The 17,839-nt window shown below is 56.4% G+C and carries 11 protein-coding genes; 1 reads left to right on the plus strand and 10 read right to left on the minus strand.

Annotation, left to right across the window (positions count from 1 at the left end; translation table 11 throughout):
• Positions 1–105: 105 nt before the first annotated feature.
• From VGU25_06305 to VGU25_06335, 7 genes are all read right to left on the minus strand, one after another.
• Positions 106–429 (minus strand): hypothetical protein, encoded by a 324-nt coding sequence (locus tag VGU25_06305; GenBank protein ID HEV2576803.1) that lies wholly within the window; start codon positions 427–429, stop codon positions 106–108.
• Positions 411–1,919, minus strand: a complete 1,509-nt coding sequence (locus VGU25_06310; GenBank protein HEV2576804.1) for an ATP-binding protein — start codon at positions 1,917–1,919, stop codon at positions 411–413. The genes VGU25_06305 and VGU25_06310 overlap by 19 nt, the downstream gene beginning before the upstream one ends.
• The gene (locus tag VGU25_06315) at positions 1,920–2,363 is read right to left on the minus strand and encodes a response regulator (GenBank protein ID HEV2576805.1); all 444 of its coding nucleotides are present in this window, start codon (positions 2,361–2,363) and stop codon (positions 1,920–1,922) included.
• Between the two features lie 24 nt (positions 2,364–2,387).
• Positions 2,388–4,727, minus strand: coding sequence for an ATP-binding protein (locus VGU25_06320; protein ID HEV2576806.1), 2,340 nt, complete (start codon positions 4,725–4,727; stop codon positions 2,388–2,390).
• 241 nt (positions 4,728–4,968) lie between these two features.
• A complete protein-coding gene (araA, locus tag VGU25_06325; protein HEV2576807.1) occupies positions 4,969–6,459 on the minus strand; it encodes an L-arabinose isomerase in 1,491 nt (496 codons plus the stop codon).
• Positions 6,460–6,465: 6 nt separating this feature from the next.
• On the minus strand, positions 6,466–7,554 hold the full coding sequence (locus tag VGU25_06330) for an aldose epimerase family protein (GenBank protein HEV2576808.1): 1,089 nt from the start codon (positions 7,552–7,554) through the stop codon (positions 6,466–6,468).
• A 224-nt stretch (positions 7,555–7,778) separates the two neighbouring features.
• Complete coding sequence (locus VGU25_06335; protein HEV2576809.1) at positions 7,779–9,659, minus strand: CRTAC1 family protein; 1,881 nt, start codon at positions 9,657–9,659, stop codon at positions 7,779–7,781.
• A gap of 104 nt (positions 9,660–9,763) precedes the next feature.
• On the opposite strand from VGU25_06335, the gene VGU25_06340 reads away from it, so the two are divergent.
• Positions 9,764–11,293 carry a family 43 glycosylhydrolase gene (locus tag VGU25_06340; protein HEV2576810.1) on the plus strand — a complete coding sequence of 510 codons (1,530 nt, stop codon included), beginning with the start codon at positions 9,764–9,766 and terminating at the stop codon, positions 11,291–11,293.
• Between the two features lies 1 nt (position 11,294).
• Here VGU25_06340 and VGU25_06345 read toward each other — a convergent pair whose 3' ends face one another.
• The 3 genes from VGU25_06345 to VGU25_06355 form a co-directional block, all read right to left on the minus strand.
• Positions 11,295–12,461, minus strand: a complete 1,167-nt coding sequence (locus tag VGU25_06345; GenBank protein HEV2576811.1) for a tetratricopeptide repeat protein — start codon at positions 12,459–12,461, stop codon at positions 11,295–11,297.
• An 82-nt stretch (positions 12,462–12,543) separates the two neighbouring features.
• The gene (locus VGU25_06350) at positions 12,544–13,713 is read right to left on the minus strand and encodes a tetratricopeptide repeat protein (GenBank protein ID HEV2576812.1); all 1,170 of its coding nucleotides are present in this window, start codon (positions 13,711–13,713) and stop codon (positions 12,544–12,546) included.
• Between the two features lie 106 nt (positions 13,714–13,819).
• Positions 13,820–17,701: a TonB-dependent receptor gene (locus VGU25_06355; protein HEV2576813.1), complete on the minus strand. Its 3,882-nt coding sequence runs from the start codon at positions 17,699–17,701 to the stop codon at positions 13,820–13,822.
• Positions 17,702–17,839 lie beyond the last annotated feature (138 nt).

Here is a 17,839-nt window from a genome sequence, read left to right on the forward strand (position 1 = left end):
GGTCATCGCGCCGGATCCGCTGAAGAAAGAGCAGCCGCGAGGGATATCCAGGCGAAGCGTCTTACCGACATGTCTAGCGATCAGTTGCCCACCCAGACGCGACCCTTACATCACGTACATGGCTCCAAGGAGTTCGGCGTTGCCATCGAAGATCGGGAGCTGTGGCTGAGCACTTTGATCCGGAGCGGCACCGAAAAACTGAAGATCATCTCTGAGAAGAGGCAGTCTCCGGCGTCTTTGCGCCACCTCTCGTAATGAGTCGGCGAAACGTTTCTCTGCCAAGGTTTCCCACGCGGCGACGAGCCCGTACAGGCGTTTCAGCACAGCGACGTACTCGTCGCGTTTTAGGTCAGACCGCATGAGCGGCAGGCAATCTTCGACAGCCCGATGTTCTTCCAACGTTGACGCCTTCAGCCGCGAGACATCCATCCGCTCGCCTCCAAATGTTCGTGAGCTTTGGAGCTTCCGCTGGCGGGAAGAATCACTGTCACCTTTGTGCCGACAAGAGGTTCGGAATGTATATGCAGTTCGCCATCGTGCCGATCAATGATGCCTTTGGACACATACAAACCGAGCCCGTTTCCGAGATTCCCCTTCGTAGTCTGAAATGGGCGGAAGAGGCTCTCCATCTGTGCCGGATCAATTCCCTTGCCGTTGTCTTCGATAGTGAGGCGAACGTCAGATGAATCTTCCTCTTGCTCGAGAAGCACAGAAATCACGCCGTCCATCTGAACAGCATCGATCGCATTGCTCACTACATTAGCGAGTACCTGGCAAATTTCTCCCGGCACAACTCGCACCGTTATCGATGAATCCAGCCGCTTGCTCATGCGAATATTCTTGTTCCGAATTTTGCCCGTGAACAGCTTCAGCGTCTCATCCACCAAGTCGCTCAGCGACGTTTCCAGCAGATTCCCTTCTTGCCGAGACCACGCCAAGGTTTGCTTGGTGATTGCGGAGATGCGGACAAGCTCATGTTGCGCGTCATTCAGGTAGGCGGCTGCCTCTTCTGGAGACGTCGCATCCGATCGCACGAGATAGAGAATATTTGTCAGCGCCTCCAGGGGATTATTGATTTCATGGGCGATGACAGATGCCAGGCGGCCTGTAAGCGCAAGACGTTCTGCAGTCTTTAATTCCTCGTCGCGAATGCGTTGCTGTTCAATATCGGTGCAGGTACCGACCCATTCGATGGGGCCATCCTCCCCTGCCAGCGGAAGTGCCCGCACGATGTGCCAATGAAAGCGGCCATGGGGCAGCATCTTGAATCGACAATCGAGTTCAAATGGATTGCCGGTACTTTGCGCTTCCTGCCACGCACTCTGACACATGATCACGTCCGAGGGATGAAGAATGCGTGCATCAAACCATGTCTCCGTGTCAGCGACACGGCGTTTCCACTGGGAGTTCGCGAAGGTGAGCCGGCCATGGCTGTCAGAGGTCCACACCATAGCAGGCAAACTGTTGGTCAATCTCTCGAAACGCTCTTCGATTTTGCGAAGATTTTGTTCAGCTTTCTCTCGTGATTGATAGTCGGCATGCTCAGAAAGCGCGCGCTTCACCGCCGGAACCAATCGATCAAGCTTCTGTTTGAGGACGTAATCTGTCGCTCCCCGCAGAAGCGTTTCGACAGCAACATCCTCACCCAGGACGCCGGAAACAAAGATATACGGCAGCCGTCGGTCCTTCGATCGAACGATATCCAGGCCAGTAAGACCGTCAAAGTCAGGCAAAGAATAGTCTGCCAAAATTAGGTCGAACTGATGTTTCGCAAATTCTGATTCGAAGCCTGCACGAGTATCGACAACGGTCGCATCGAAAACGAACCCGGCGGACCGCAGCCGCTGTTGCGCCAGTTCTGCGTCCAGCGGGTTGTCTTCAATCATCAGGATTGAGTAATGGTCAACGTGCGAACTCATCTATCTCTTTCCAGGTGGTGGCTCGTTTAAGACAGCCCAGAATATGCCTAGATCTTGAATCGCTTTGAAGAACTCATTGAATGCAACAGGTTTCACGACATATGCATTGCTCCCGAGTTCATAGCCAGCGGCAACATCTTTTTCTTCTCGCGATGACGTAAGAATGACGACAGGGAGCTTCGCCGTTTCGGCGGTGTTGCGGATCATGCCAAGCAACTCCAGTCCATCGATCTTGGGAAGTTTCAGATCGAGAAGAACCACCGTAGGCAAGCCTGGCGCTCGATCCGCATATTCTCCCTTGCGAAACAGGTAATCTCGAGCCTCGGCGCCGTCGCGCGTCACCACCACTTCATTGGCGAAGCCAGTATTTGAGAGCGCTGTGAGGGTGAGTTCGAGATCGTTTGGATTATCTTCAACCAAAAGAATTGGCTTCAGTGTAGGCATAGGCGAATTGTTTACGAGCCTCCATTACAGGTTTTGGGATACCGGCAGTTGAGCTGGCTTTGTGATTGTTTTCGATGGAAGACTGAAAAAGAACGTGGCGCCTATGTCCGGCTGTCCTTCAGCCCACGTTCGGCCGCCCATTCTTGTGATGATCCGACGTACATTTGCGAGCCCAATTCCGGTGCCTTCAAAGTCCTCCATCCGATGGAGCCGCTGAAAAACTCCGAAGAGCTTATGTGCGTACTGATTTTCGAAGCCGACTCCATTGTCTGCGACCGAAAAAACGACTTCGGCCGGCGTGAAGCTTGCCTTAACAAAGACGGAAGGGTTCTCTCGTTTGCGGGTATATTTCGCTGCATTAGAGAGTAGATTTCGCCACACCTGGCGCATCAAGTTGATATCAGTTGTAACGGTCGGCAACTCGTCGATGTTGAATGAAACCACTCTGCCCTTCAGCTCTTGCTTCACGACGTCGTTCCACACATCTTCGGCGAGCATGGTCATCGGCAACGGACGCAGATCGAGAGGCGTTCGTGAGAGCCGGGAGAAGTTGAGAAGGCTGTCGACCAGCAAACCGGCGAACTGTGCAGATTCCGCAATGGTAGTGAGGTACTTGCGACCCCTCTCACTTAATCCTGCGGCTTCTTCTTCGATAAGCAGTTCAGCGAACCCGGAGATGTGTCGGAATGGAGCCCTCAGATCATGAGACACGGAATAAGAGAACGCTTCGAGTTCACGATTTGTGACCTCGAGCTCCAGCGCTATATCAGCCAGCTCTTCCGCCTTTCTTAGGACAATCTCCAACACCGCCTTGCGAAACTCTCGCGCCGACTCAATTTCCACCGCGCTCCATGCGTCCGACTTGTCGCGCACAATCTCTTTCCAGGAAGAAAACGAGTGCCGCGGATGAATCTGGAGTACACCTTCAATTACTTTGTGGCCCTTTTCAGGTTCGCCTGCCCAGTTGACTGTCTGAACGACCTCAGGTCGGAACCACACAATCTGCATTCGATGAACCTGCGACATGGAGATGGCAAGGACGCCGCTTGCTCTAGGTGATAGAGGCCTGAATTCCTCGCTTTCGGCACTCAGTTCACTGGTTGCGTAAACATCATCCTTCAGCCGTTCTGACAGGTATACCGAGAGGCGTAAGACGTCTGCCTCGGACGGCGCTTCTCCGAGGCAAATGCACCGGTCGTCCACAACAATCGCGGCCCCCTGTGATCCTGTCAAAGCGCAAAGTTCAACCGGGTGTCGCGCAAGCCCATCGATGTAGCTCTCCCCTGCAGCCATATAGGTAAGCAGTTGGGTATGTATCGACTTCAGGCGGATCGCATGCGCCATCTCTGAAGCCTGCTGCAACGCCAGCAGCTGAGCACTCATAATTCGAGTTAATACATCGCAGGCCGATCGAGTAAGGTAAGGAACGCTCTTCGGTTCGTGATGATGGGCAGAAATAAGACCCCAAAGTTTGCCCTGAGATACGATCGAGATCGACATCGACGAGATCGTGCCCATGTTGCGCATATAGTCGCGGTGAATGGGCGATACGCTGCGTAGAACAGAGAGTGAAAGGTCGAGCGATGTAGGCTCGATTCGACCCTCTGCAGCTATAAGCGGCGATGGAAGATACTCAACATCGGGGATGATGCGAACTCGATTAAGTAAGTAAAGCTCGCGCGCCTGCCGTGGAATATCGCTCGCGGGGAAACGAAGCCCGAGGTAGGAAGGCAGGCGGTCGTTGCGATCCTCGGCGAGTACAGTGCCGTGTCCTTCTTCATCGAATTGATAGAGCATGACTCGATCGAAGCCGGTAAGTTGACGTATTTGCACCGTGATGGATTCGCAAAGATCAGAGGCGGATTGAGGTTGTTCAAGTGTCGATGCGAAACGCGCAATGACGGTGTTCAGTTCAGCCTGGCTGATCGATCCATTGGCCCGCTCAAACTCAAGCACCTGCATCCCGCTTGCCCCATAGCCGACGACTTCAAATTCATCCTCGGAATTCGCATCACCGGGTAGACAAACGGTGCCTAAGAATTGAGCTGAACCGGGATTAGCCGCCTGGCGCAGTGTCCGACCGTCGAACAATGAACTACTTTTTGACGGGAGGAGTTCCTCAAGCCGCGCACCCAAGATTTGAGAAATGGGTCGATGCAAGAAGGCAGAAGCGTTCTCACTGGCAACAATGACTTGCGGAGGATGATCGTCGACGAGCGTCAAGCCAAGCAGGAAGCCGTGGGCCTGGATGCTTCCGGGAACCCTGATTGGCTCGCGATCACAGTTTGTGAGATCAACCAGCGGGGACGAGTATCCCTCGCCTCGTTGATTCAGATTGCCTCGCATCCCCGACAAAACAACCACCCGTATACTTCCCGCGACACCTCGGATGCGGGGTATTTTTTATCTAAACACACGATTACCTACGTCTGAGACGTGGATTTTGCTGGTTTAGGTTGCCTCCGATCTCTAGTGGCTGTGCAGAGCTGCCAGTGGCCGATCCTCCAGGATGTGACGCATGGAATGTACAGGAATTCGGGTCCGCGGTTAATTGCTGTCATTCCGCGCGTTGAGCGCAGCGAAACATAGGCAGTTCCGGTTCTGCCTAATGCAAAATTTTGTAAGCCGCATCGTTCCAGGTGAGTTCACGGCGGAACTGTGGGATGCGAGTGTCTGCGTCGATGGTGACGAACTCTATGCCGGCAATTTCGCTGAAGTCACGAAGGTGTTCAGTGGTGAGGGCCTGCGAAAAGCTGGTGTGATGAGCGCCGCCGGCGTAGATCCAGGCTCCAGCCGCAACCTTTAGATTGGGTTTCGGCAACCAAACGGTGCGAGCTACAGGCAGTTTGGGGAAGTCCTGCTCTGGGACAATGACATCGATTTCGTTCACAATCATGCGGAAGCGATTCCCCATATCGACGATCGACGCGACGACCGCAGAACCCGCAGGCGAGGTGAAGACAAGACGGACAGGATCGCCCTTGCCGCCGATACCAAGCGGATGCACTTCGAGACTCGGCTTACTGGCCGCAATGCTCGGGCAAATTTCGAGCATATGCGAACCCAGAATCTTGCTGTCGGATAGGCCAGCGAGATCGTACGTATAGTCCTCCATAAAGCTCGTGCCACCTGGCAGGCCCTGGGCCATCACCTTCATGATGCGGACCAGGGCTGCGGTTTTCCAATCGCCTTCACCGCCGAAGCCGAACCCCGACGCCATGAGTCGCTGGGTCGCGATCCCTGGCAACTGACCCATTCCGTGGAGATCCTCAAAGGTGTCGGTGAAGGCGCCGAAGCCGCCCTCGGTGAGAAAGGCGCGAAGGCCAAGCTCGATTCGAGCTGCAACCCTGAAGGCATCCGGTTTTTCGTGCTGCTGCGCGATGGTGTACTGCTCGCGGTATTCCTGGATGAGCTTGTCGACCTCGGCATCGGAGAACTGCGCCATTCGGTCGGTGAGATCGCCAATGCCGTAACCATTCACCTGAAAACCAAAGACGCGCTGGGCCTCGACCTTATCGCCTTCTGTGACGGCGACATTGCGCATGTTGTCACCGAAGCGAGCAACCTTTAGGTTCTGCGACTCGTGCCAACCCAGAGCAGCGCGGATCCATGCAGCAACCTCGGCGACTGTATCGGGGTCTTTCCAATAGCCGACCACTACTTTGCGGGCAAGTCGAAGGCGCGCGGTGATGAAGCCGAACTCCCGGTCGCCGTGCGCGGCCTGGTTCAGATTCATGAAATCCATGTCGATGGTTGCGTACGGGAGCGTGTCGTTGGCTTGGGTGTGGAGATGGAGGAAAGGTTTGCGCAACGCGGTAAGGCCCGCGATCCACATTTTGGCCGGCGAGAAGGTGTGCATCCAGAGGACGAGACCGATGCAGGCCTGCATATTGTTGGCCTCGCGGGTCAGCGCTGAAATCTCATCGGCCGTCTTAACCACGGGCTTCCAGACAACTCGGACTGGAATGCTCTGTTCAGCGTTGAACGATGCGGCAATCTCACGCGAGTTAGTGGCGACCTGCTGGAGGGTTTCGGGACCGTACAGATGCTGGCTGCCAGTGACGAACCAGATCTCATGGGTAGCCTGGATGCTCATGCGAACTTATTTCTCCACGCCGAACGTAAGCACCGTCTCCGAGTGCCAAGTCTGGCCCGGCTTTAGCTCCGTCGAAGGAAATTTCGGCTCATTCGGCGAATCCGGAAAGTGCTGTGTCTCCAGCGCGAAGCCAGCATGCTTCACATACTTGACACCGGAGATACCGGTCAGCGTGCCATCCAGAAAGTTTCCCGAATAAAACTGCACGCCCGGCTCTGTCGTGGTGATCGTCAGCGTGCGTCCGCTCTTTGGGTCGACTACCTTTGCCGCGAGATGCATCGTCCCCGGCGTACCGTTCAGTACAAAGTTCTGGTCATATCCGCCGGCAAGCTTCAACTGCTGATTGTTCTGATTGATCCGCGCCCCAATCGCAGTCGGCTTGCGAAAGTCATAGGGCGTTCCGCTGACCGAAGGCAGGTCGCCGGTTGGGATCAGCACCGCATCGATGGGCGTATATCTGTCGCCATTGATCATCAATTGTTGATCCAAGATGGTTCCGCTTCCCTCACCCGATAAATTGAAGTAGCTGTGATTCGTCAGGTTCACCACGGTTGGCTTGGTGGTGGTTGCGCTGTAATCGATTCGTAGTGATTTGCCGATCAGCGTGTACCGCACATGCGCGGTCAATTGGCCTGGAAATCCCATGTCTCCATCCGGACTCACCAGCGTCATCTCCACGCCGTTCGGAATCTCGCGCGCGGTCCACGCCTTCTGGTCGAACCCGACCGGGCCGCCATGCAAGGCCTGGCCGTTGTTGTTCACCGGAACGTGATATGTCTGTCCATCCAACGCAAACGTGCCCTTGGCGATGCGGTTCCCATATCGCCCAACTATCGCGCCGAAATAGGTTCCCTTGTCCTTCTCGTAGCCCGCGAGGTCCTTGTACCCAAGCACCACATCTGCCTTCACACCGTTCCGATCCGGTGCATCGAGGCTCACAATTCTTGCTCCGAACGTAGTGATCTTCACCGTCAAATCGGAGTCGGTCAGCGTGTAGATTGAAACCGGACGCCCCTGCGCTGTAGCTCCCCAGGACGCTTCCTTAACCGCCGTCTGCGCCGAGGCGCAAGAAGGCACGGTCAATGCCCCCGCAATCACCACCAGTGCTGCCTTTGTCGACCAGTCTCGCGTCACGCTTTGCTCCTCGAAGATCACTAACTAACGGCGAAAGGGCCATGAAACCGCTTTCATGCCCTGCCCGAAGACTAGGGGTTCAACCTCACCCCAGTCAACCTTTTCCTTCCACCCAATGGATTCGTTTTTCGGCCCGTCACCACCGCCTCGAACAGCAGCCTCTCGCGTGACTGGACGAACTTCATTCAATACTTCATTGGGACGATGCCCTTACCTTCGGTAATTACGTAGAACCGATCCAGGTCCGGCGGCGGCGGAATCTGTTGCACCTTGCCGCTAGGCCAGTGCACCTCAATTTTGTCGATTTTGTTTGCGATACCCAATCCGAAGTGCGGGCGCTGATCCGAACTCGAGGCGAAACTGCCACCCGCAAGCACGTCCTGGCGCTGTGAGAAACCATCTGCAGTCACAAAGACAGAGGCACCGACCGCATCCCGCGGACTTCCACGCTTGCCCTGCTCGGTCGCCGGAGCCCCGATCAGTTTGAACGAGATCCAGTGGTTATCGTTTTTCACCACGTTGCGGAACAACGACGGCGGCCCGTCCAGATTGTTCACGACGACATCTATGTGCCCATCATTGAACAAATCCCCATAAGCCATCCCACGTGACGTCGCAAGTTTGGCAAGTCCAGTTCCCTCGACCGCCGGCACCAGCGTGAGCTTGCCTTTATCACTGTGGAAGAGCAATGGCCTTTGCTGCCAGGTTGTGCCCCAGTTCTGCGCATCCACTTGCGGATACACGTGCCCATTCACGAGGAAAAGGTCTAACCAGCCGTCGTTGTCGTAATCAAAGAACCCCGTTCCCCACCCGAGAAATGGAACCGTTGGCTCTGCGATGCCATCCTGATAGGCCGTATCCGTAAAGTTCCCGGAGCCGTCGTTTCTGTAGAGCGGGTTGTAATCATCCGAAAAGGTTGTGTTGTAAAGATCGACGGTTCCTCGATGCATGAGATCGCCTGCGGCAATTCCCATCGAGGCAGTCTCGCGGCCACTCTCATTGAGCGCGTAGCCGCTTGCAAAGCTGTCGTCCTCGAAGGTGCCGTCGCCTTTGTTGATGTAGAGATAGTTTGGCGTCGAATCGTCCGCCACTAGCAGATCCGGTTTGCCGTCACCGTTCACATCGACAAACAACGAAGCCAGTCCGTAGTAGCGGTTCGCGTCCGCAACTCCAGCGTGTTCGCTGACATCCGTAAAGGTTCCGTCGCCGTTATTGTGAAACAGATGATCGGGTTCGCCGTGCAGTCCCCTCGGTCCGCACATCACCTTGACGCCACGGAACTGACAAAAGCTGAACGACTTGGGCTGATTTTGCATGTCGTAGTGCACATATCCGGGCACGAAGAGATCCAGCAGCCCGTCGCCGTCATAGTCACCCCATGTGGCGCCGGTAGACCAGTTGCCCAGATCCACCCCGGCCTTCTCAGCTACGTCAGTAAATGTCCCGTCGTGGTTGTTATGGTAGAGCCGGTTCTTACCGAAGTTCGTGACATAGATATCCGGCCATCCATCGTTATCGAAATCGCCGACAACCGCGCCTATGCCCCACCGATCATTCGCGACGCCTGCTTTCTCAGTCACGTCAGTAAACGTGCCGTCGTGGTTGTTGTGGAAGAGCGCAGCGTGTGGTGGCGTTGCTTTGCCTGTCATCGCGTCATAGGTCGAGCCGTTCACCAGGTAGATATCAAGCCATCCATCGTTGTCATAATCAAGCAGCGCAACTCCCGAGCCCACGGTCTCGATGATGTAGTTCTTCTCCGGTGCTCCCATGCGATGGGTCCAGGTTGTCAGCCCTGCAGCCTTGGCAACATCCATAAAGATCACCGGGCCTGACTTGACGAAGCCTCCGGCCGTGATCGGCCGATGCTGAGCGTCCAGAACCACCGTATGCGCTCCGCCCGTTGATACTCCGCCGCTTGCCGCAGGCTGAGATCCTTCCACCGGCTTCTGCGCCTCGTGCTCGAGAGGAGTCGGGTTCTGCGCAATGCACAGCCCCTGAATTAGAAAGGAGAGCCCGCATGCCAATAAGACACGGTTAAACCGTTGCACAATTTCACGGCATTTCATTGGAAGCCATCATCATAGAAATCCCTTTTCCCTGTAAAGGGCGTGAACAATGGCGGGCTATCATTAACAGCCATGAGCGACCGCTTTCACGTCGAGCCGATATTGTGAAATATCTCTCCTCTGCCATCGCATCGTGCCTCCTTTTGATGGGCCTCTTCGGCATCCTGCCTGGCGTTGCCGCGCACGCTCAAACAACGTCAAGCAACCCGATCATCCCCGGTGATCACCCTGACCCAACAATCATTCGCGTTGGAAGTACCTACTGGACAGCCAGCACCTCGGGTGACTGGGCTCCCGAATTTCCGCTGTTTCACTCCAGCGATCTCCATCACTGGACGGCCTCCGGCGCGATCTTCCCTGAGCCACCCGCCTGGGCCGGCGGCAGCTTCTGGGCACCAGAGCTTGTAAACGACCGCGGTCACATCCTGGTTTACTACGTCGGCCGTAAACGCGGCGGCCCTCTTTGTGTAGGCGTGTCAACAGCTCCCCGTCCGGATGGGCCCTACACCGATCGTGGTCCGCTTGTCTGCCAATCGGACGGCTCTCTCGATCCGGCCATGACGCGGGACGAACAGGGTCGCCCCTTCCTTATCTGGAAGGAAGATGGAAATTCCATCGGAAAACCCACTCCCATCTGGGCCCAACCGCTCACGGATGACCTCATTCACCTCACCGGAATCCCAACGCAGCTTATCGTCAACGATCGCTCAACCTGGGAGGGGGGCGTTGTAGAAGCGCCCTACATCCTGCGGCGTGGGAAATACTTCTATCTCTTCTATGCCGGCAACGCTTGCTGCGGAACCGCATGCCGTTATGCTGAAGGCGTTGCGCGTGCCGAGCATCTGCTCGGGCCGTGGACGAAAGATCCTGCGAATCCGATTATTCGTCCCAACGCCAACTGGAAATGCCCGGGTCATGGAACGGCTGTTGAAACACCATCAGGCCAGGACTATTTCATTTATCACGCCTATCCTGCTGCAGGGACGGTGTATCTCGGGCGCGAATCGGTGCTTGACCGGATCGCATGGTCCAGCGATGGATGGCCCATCATCAACGGCGGCGCCGGGCCAAGCGGGGGAGGCGCTGACGCCAGCACGAAACAGCCAGCATTCACGGATAACTTCAGCAAGCCCCGTCTGGACGCAGGCTGGCAATGGCCGGTTCGCAGGATCCCGCAATGGCAGCTTAGTCACGGCTCGCTCACGCTTGAACCATCAGGTGACAGCACGCCGGTCTTCATCGCCCGTTCGCTTGTGGCTCCCATCTATACCGCCGTGGCCGGTGTCAGAGATGCGGGAGGTCTGGGAGTTATCGGCGGCTCACACAACCAGATCGTGTTGAATCGGCAAGGAGATCATCTCGAACTCTGGGAGCTGCGCGATCAAGGCCGCCAGGTGCTTTGGAAGTCCGAAATTCCGAGTTCAGCGGCAGTCTGGTTTCGCTCCGCTTCGGCCGGTCTATCGAATACGAGCTTTAGTTACAGCCTCGACCATAAGCACTGGATAGCGGCAGGTCCTGTGTTGAGCGTCACCGAACTGTTGCCGTGGGACCAGGGTTTGCGAGTCGGACTTGTGAACGCTGGGGCGTCGCCGGCTCACTTCACGGAGTTCTCGCTAACCGCCGGAACTCCGTAGGCTATCTCGGAGGTGCATCTTTCTTCCCGTTTTCTGAAACTCCATTCAGAGCGCCGGGCGCACCCTGCTGCTCACGGTCCATCGCAGCGGCGGTTTGCAGTTCACGCTGCGACTCATCCTTCTGTCCGAGCCGGGCCAACGCCAATCCGCGATAGTAGTGCGCCGGCTGGTAGTTTGGGGCGGCCTTCTCCGCGTGGGCAAGATATTGATCAGCCTGCGCGTAGTTCTTGCCGCGAAAAGCGATGATCCCCATCCCGGTCAATGCGCCTCCGTGGTCAGCATCGCGTGCGAGCACCTTCTCGAAGAGCGGCGCGGCCTGCGCATCATGCTGTACTTCGAGCTCAATCTGTCCCAGCTCGTAGTAAGACTCCGTCTGCGCCGGCTGGAGTTGAATCGAGCGCTCGAACTCCGCTTTTGCCTCCGCAGTTCGTTGGCCTGCCTCCATCACCTTTCCCAGACCGAAGTGCGCCGACGCATCCTCGGGACGCTTCGCGAGATAGGCACGAAGATCTGTCTCGGCAGCCTGCAGATGCTGCTCCTGCATCTCCAGGCGGCCGAGTGCATACACGATGTCCGGGTCACTCGGATCCAGCTTTCGGGCGGCTTGTAACGAGTCGGATGCCTCGGGCAGCAAGCCCATCTCTGTCGCCTGAATACCGAGATCAAGCAGCAGCTTTGGGTCGTCCGGGAGTTTGCTGCGTGCGTGTTCCAACACCTTCAGCGCAGCATCTTGATGGTTGTCCCGTCTTGCAGACATCGCGAGCTCTGTGGCCGCAGACAACTCACCCTGCCGCGCCTCTCTGTCTCTCAAATCGATGTCCAGCACTGTCTCGAACCGATCCATCGCCTCAGGATCGCGATGTTGTTCGAGCATCAGCTTGCCGAGCGTAATATTCGCAGCGGGAGAATTGGGACTCGCTGCCAGTGCTTTCGTCAGAAGCTCCTTCGCCGTCGAACGGTCTCCTTGCTCTACATGTATCTGCGCGAGCAGCGTCAAGGCATCGGCATCCTCCGCGTGCGTCGAAAGAAAGGAGTCCAAAACACGCGCCGCCTCTTCCGGCTGATGCTTTGCCACCAGCAGCCTGGCCTGACGAAGAACTCCGGAACTGTCTGTCTCGTAATCCTGAGCGACTCCATGCCATGCGGGCGCAGCTAGCGCGAAGGCCAATAGCAAGAAGCACAACCTTACGCCACGCTGTTCACTTCGAATCACGGAAGAACCAATCATATGACCTACGTGATCGTCGCCTTTATCGAGGCGAGGTCTCCTCACTCACTGTCTCATGCGCTCCGGTCATGTTTTCGGCGGCCTTCGCCTTGAGTTTCTTTAGTTGATCGAGCGCACGGTCTGCATCTGCCTTCCTGTTCAATTTTTGATAGACGCGAGCCAACTGATAGTAAGTGCTCTGTTCGATGAATGGGGATGGAGAGCTCTGCAAAGCAAGCTCCAGCCAATGAGCCGCCTCCTCATTCTGCCCGAGTTCGGCAAGCCCCAACCCCAGATAGAAGTCTGTGGGAGCGGGCATGGCATGCGCTTCCACAGCGCGGCGCAACAGTGGCACACCCGTCGCTGCTCGCCCGGTCTTAACCTGAATCATGCCGAGGTTGTACAAAGCGATGGCGCTGTTGGGATGCAGCTCGAGTTCCTGTTCGTACGCCTTTGTGGCGGGTTCCAGACGGCCGATCTTCTGATTCTCTTCTCCGAGCGATTCATAAAGATCGGGATCCTTCGGGTCCTTGCGAATCGCCGCCTCATATTCCTCGATAGCCTTCTCTGGCTGTTGCGCATCGGCAAAGGTCTCCGCCAGAGCACGATGCGCGAAGCTCGAATCAGGATCAAGTGCGTACAGCTTCTTATAATCAGCCTCGGCCACCAGACGATGCGCCCGCACAGAGTAGTACAAAGCCTCCGGGCTCTTGGGATCGAGCGCAACCGCTTGGTCGAGCGCCGAGACCGCCTCCTCCGGATGGCCCATGTTCAGTTGGATAATTCCCTGCCAGATTAGCGCTTCAAGATTGCTGGGCTCCAGCCCAAGCTCCGTCTGCAGGGATTGCAATGCCTCCTCCGGCTTGCCCAGTTGATACTCTGCGATTCCGAGAAAAAGATGGACTCCGGGAAGCTGCGGATTGAGTTTGCCCGCATGTTCCAGCGCACGGCTGGCATCCTCTGGTTTCCCCTCTCGTAACCGAGCCATGCCAAGTCCAAGATATCCGTCGGCAAGCGTAGGAGCCGCGGCAATGGCCTGCTGAAAGTCCGACTCCGCAGCAGCCACATCCCCCCTCTGCAGTGCCTCCGCACCTGCCTGGAGTTGGTGTTTTAGCGCATTTGGCTGTGCAGTCGTTTGCGCTTCACCCCTACTCGGCGCCATCGCGAGCACGGGCATCAGGAAGAACGTCAGAGCACAACAGGTGCAGTTCATAATGTGCTTGAGGTTACACCGCTGCCAAACCGAAAGAGGGAGCTCGAGGCTCCCTCTTCTTGGCTTTGCATTCAGTGATGGCACAGGAGGTCCCTGCTTGTTTGGGTCAGAAGGTAATCCTTCCGGTGACCTGCATATTGCGAGGTCCATAGTCGGTGCCCGTCGGAATACCGAAGCCGTTCACGTTGTTGGACGAGTCGGCCGGTTGAAGATCCGGCAAGCCCATGCGGTGACGATTGAATACGTCAAACGCCTCGCCCTTCAACTCGAACTGGACTCGCTCGGTGAGGTGGAAGTCCTTCAGCAAGCTGACGTCTTCCGCCTTGTACATTGGACCGGTGATTGCTTCGGTTACGCGCACGATGTTTCCGAATGAAAACGGAGCAAACGAGCACGGCTGAGCAGCAGTTCCGCAACCGGGAGATATTGCCCGAGGCCAATTCAGCCCTTCCCGGTTCTGATCCACAAACGCAGCCTGGGATATCGGAACGCCGGGATCACCTGCTCCGTTTGTGCCGGGAGCACGGTACGCAGGCTTGAACCATGTTTGATGGTTGAAGGTGCTTGGACCGTTCTTGTTGGCCTGGTAGGCCGCACTCGCAAAGCTCGTGGCGTTATAAGAAGCCGGCCCGGCTGTGTACGTAATACAGTTCTGGTAATACGGTATTCCACTCGCACAACCGAAATCTATCGGCTGACCGCTGGAGTATCGCTGGATCGCGCCCACCTGCCAACCGCCGATGAGCAAATCCAACCCGCGGCTGTTATTCAACCAATGCCGGCCTTTGCCGAATGGAAGCTGATAGAGATAGCTGAGAGAGAACTGATTGGTCAGGTCCTGAACGCTGACTGCTTTGTCCTGCTTCAGGTTGGTGGAGTTCGCCGCCTGTTCACGCTGATTGTTGCTTGTGTAGCTGAAGGGGATCGCCGAATCGGCGTCCGTGAGGGTCTTCGACCACGTGTAAGAAGCTTGCAGATTCAGCCCATTGCGGAATCGGCGCGCCAGCGAGACGAGCATCGCGTTATAGGACGAGTGCCCCAGGTTCTCAAGACAGCAGTCGTCAGCAATGTAGTCATATTGCGGGAATGGACGAAGTGCCTGTCCCAGCGCGCCCGTGAAGGTCGAGTAAGGCGCGTTTACCCCGGAGTTCGAACCTCCAAGCGGGATCAAGTAGGCCGCGTTATTCAGCTTGTCACCCAGACTGAAATACTTGGGATCGATATTGTTGAAGTTGGAGAGGAAGCCGGAACGAAGATTCTGTGCCACCTGGCCGATATAGCCCATGGTGAAAATCAAGTCCTTCGCGAGTTCGTCCTGAATCTGGAGACTCCAGTTGCTGGTCATCGAGGGGCGCCCGTCTCCGGGCAGGATCAGTTCTCCGCCAACCGCGTCGAAGCTACCCGGTCCATTCGGAGCCGTAAGTTGAGTCGGGTCGAGGTTCGGAGCGAAGCTCACATTTGGATAGCCAACCGTTGAGTTGGTTGGGTCAGCCGCCGAGCTGGAGTCCAGACGAAAAGCGGGGGTGAATGCGCCGCCGGTTGTCGCCGTCTGGCCAAGGAAGAAGTCGCGCGACTGGTTGTAACCCAGCGACATCGACCCGCCGAAATCGTTGTACTGCAGTGGGCCGTAGAGGATTGCCCCGCCGCCACGAAGGACTGCCTTGTTGTTTGTGCCGGGAAGGACGTAAGCAAACCCTAAACGAGGTGCGATGTCCTTATACCAGGTGTTGGCCCATGCCGTGTTGCAGTTGCAGGTGGTACCGAAGACGAGCGCACCGGGCAAGCCGCCCGCGGCTGCGTCCGGCGCCGTCAAGCTGAAGTCGGATGTCCGATTGAGCGCTTCATGACGAGGCGCATCGATGTCGTAGCGCAGCCCCACATTTACCGTCAGGTTGCTGCTGAACTTGATATCGTCCTCGACAAAGACGCCGATGTAATGAGAGTTCCAGCGAGGATTGTCGTTATAAACATTCTGACTGCCGTTCCCCACTTCTCCCAGCAGGAAGCTCGCGAACGGATTTCCCGATCCGCAGCAGGAGTTGCTCACGCCCGCCGTCTGGTCGCGATAGAAGTTCAGCGTGTCAACGTTGTACTGGATGACCGAGTACTGCTGGTAGCGGAAATCAACGCCAAACTTGAAGCTCTGCCGGCCCTTTTCCCAGCTCACGCTGTCTTCTACGCGCGATCCGTTGTCGATATTGTCCCCGTTCTGCTGTTGTCCAAGCGTTGAAGGAGCATCCGGGCTTGGAAAAATGAGCAGTGGATAGAAGACCGAGTGATCGTTTGCCACGCCCGCCGAGGTGGCAGTCAGGCTGGAGTTCAGGTTGTTACCAAGATTGACGCTGTTGGTCCGGTTGTAACCGAGATTGAGATGGTTCAACAGAGTCGGTGTAAAGGTGAAGTCCCAGCCCACCCGGGTGTAATGAGTCGTGAAAGTCTGGATATACCCCGAGTTATTGAACGGCTCAGGCATATCGGGAGCGGCCGTAAGCTTGAAGTTCTGCCGCGTGCTGTAGCTTCCAAAGATCTTGCTCTTGTCCCCCAAGTTCTGATCGATGCGGACCGTATACGTAGTATTTGTGTTCGGCGCGACCGCAGAATACGAGTAATTGTTGACGTAACCGAACTGATCCGTGCTCGTGGGTGCCTGGTTCGGCAGGGGAAGTCCCTGAATCAGTTTCTGTGCCGCGGCGCTGAACAATGAGGTCGGAATCTGATTACCCGAGAACGGCAGTCGGCAGAAGACTCCTGGGCTGATCTGCTGTGACGTGCGCGGATCGAAGATCTGGTTGTAGAGAACAGGCTGACCCGTGCACGGATTCAGCAGAACGTCATAGCTGATACCCGGGTACGGCGAATTGCCTGGTACAGGAGAAGACGCGGGGCCAAGGATATCGCTGAAATTGCCGTTCCGCTCTGCCGCGGTTGGCAAGGTGGATTGGATCACGCTGCCGAGGTGCAGCTGGTACTTCTCCCACGCAAAGAGAAAGAACGTGCGGTTCCTTCCGTTGTAGAGCTTAGGAATCCAGACAGGACCATCGAATATCCCGCCATAATCGAATTTGCTGTCCTGCGGCTTACTGTAATTGCACTGAATCTCGGACACGCCCACGCAGTTTTCTGCTTTATATCCGTTGTTGAACCAGTTGTTGGCATCGAAGACGCGGTTCTTCACGATCGCATACCCAATACCGTGAAAATCGTTCGTTCCGGACTTCGTCGAAAAGCTCTCGATACCTGAGGTCGTACGACCAAACTCCGCTGACGGAGTCGACGTTGTAACTTTGAACTCCTGCAGCGCCTCGATCGACGGCGAGGTCTCATCAAAGGACGAGCCGTTTTCACTGCGCTGAATGCTGGCGCCGTCCAGCAACACCTCGGCGCCATAGGCTTGGCCGCCGCTAAGCCTGGAGAAAAAGACACCGTTCCCCGTGTTTCCCGAAGTACCACTCCCGGGTCCGGTCGTACCGGGCAGCAGAAAGACGAACGTCTCTGGCGAACGCAGTCCGCCGACACCCGATGCAAGCGAAAGCGGAAGATCCTCAATCTGCCTATTCGATACGACCCCGCTTATATCCGAGCTTTCGGTCTGCAGCAGATTGCCGCTGGCGTCGACCGTAATCACGTCACTTACCGATCCCGAGGCGAGCGAGATGTTCAGAGGAGTTGTGCTGTTGACCTGGACCAGAACCCCGGTGCTGGTCTTCGTCGCAAAGCCTGGCGCCGTCGCCGTCACGGTGTATGTACCGATGGGCAGATCAGGAAAGTGAAAGACGCCTGCGCCCGTCGAATGGGTAATGTTCTTTCCGCCCGTCCCCTGGTTCGTAGCCGTAACCGTCGCATTCGGGATCAGGGCTCCGGTCGGGTCGGTTACGCTTCCGCTGATGGCGCCGCGCACGGACTGGGCAAGGGCCGGGACTGCGACGCAAATTGTCAGAAGGAAAAACCATACAGCGAAGAAGAGGCGCTTAGCGAATGGCGTTGACATGCAGGCTCTCCAAAAAGGAACTGTAGAACTATGGCCTGGTCGATTTTTCGGCTCTGTTGCAAGCGGTTACATGCGGCTTTGTAATCGGTTTCTTCCGTCCAAAACGCTAACTTCCCCAGTGGCTCGTGTCAACAGGAA

The sequence above is a fragment of the Acidobacteriaceae bacterium genome, assembly GCA_035944135.1.
Taxonomy (GTDB): domain Bacteria; phylum Acidobacteriota; class Terriglobia; order Terriglobales; family Acidobacteriaceae; genus Granulicella.

Bases quoted from the DNA above. Each gene is read 5' to 3' on its own strand.
- VGU25_06305 (HEV2576803.1), bottom strand. From the start codon at position 429: ATGGATGTCTCGCGGCTGAAGGCGTCAACGTTGGAAGAACATCGGGCT.
- VGU25_06310 (HEV2576804.1), bottom strand. From the start codon at position 1,919: ATGAGTTCGCACGTTGACCATTACTCAATCCTGATGATTGAAGACAAC.
- VGU25_06315 (HEV2576805.1), bottom strand. From the start codon at position 2,363: ATGCCTACACTGAAGCCAATTCTTTTGGTTGAAGATAATCCAAACGAT.
- araA (HEV2576807.1), bottom strand. From the start codon at position 6,459: ATGAGCATCCAGGCTACCCATGAGATCTGGTTCGTCACTGGCAGCCAG.
- VGU25_06335 (HEV2576809.1), bottom strand. From the start codon at position 9,659: ATGAAATGCCGTGAAATTGTGCAACGGTTTAACCGTGTCTTATTGGCA.
- VGU25_06350 (HEV2576812.1), bottom strand. From the start codon at position 13,713: ATGAACTGCACCTGTTGTGCTCTGACGTTCTTCCTGATGCCCGTGCTC.
- VGU25_06355 (HEV2576813.1), bottom strand. From the start codon at position 17,701: ATGTCAACGCCATTCGCTAAGCGCCTCTTCTTCGCTGTATGGTTTTTC.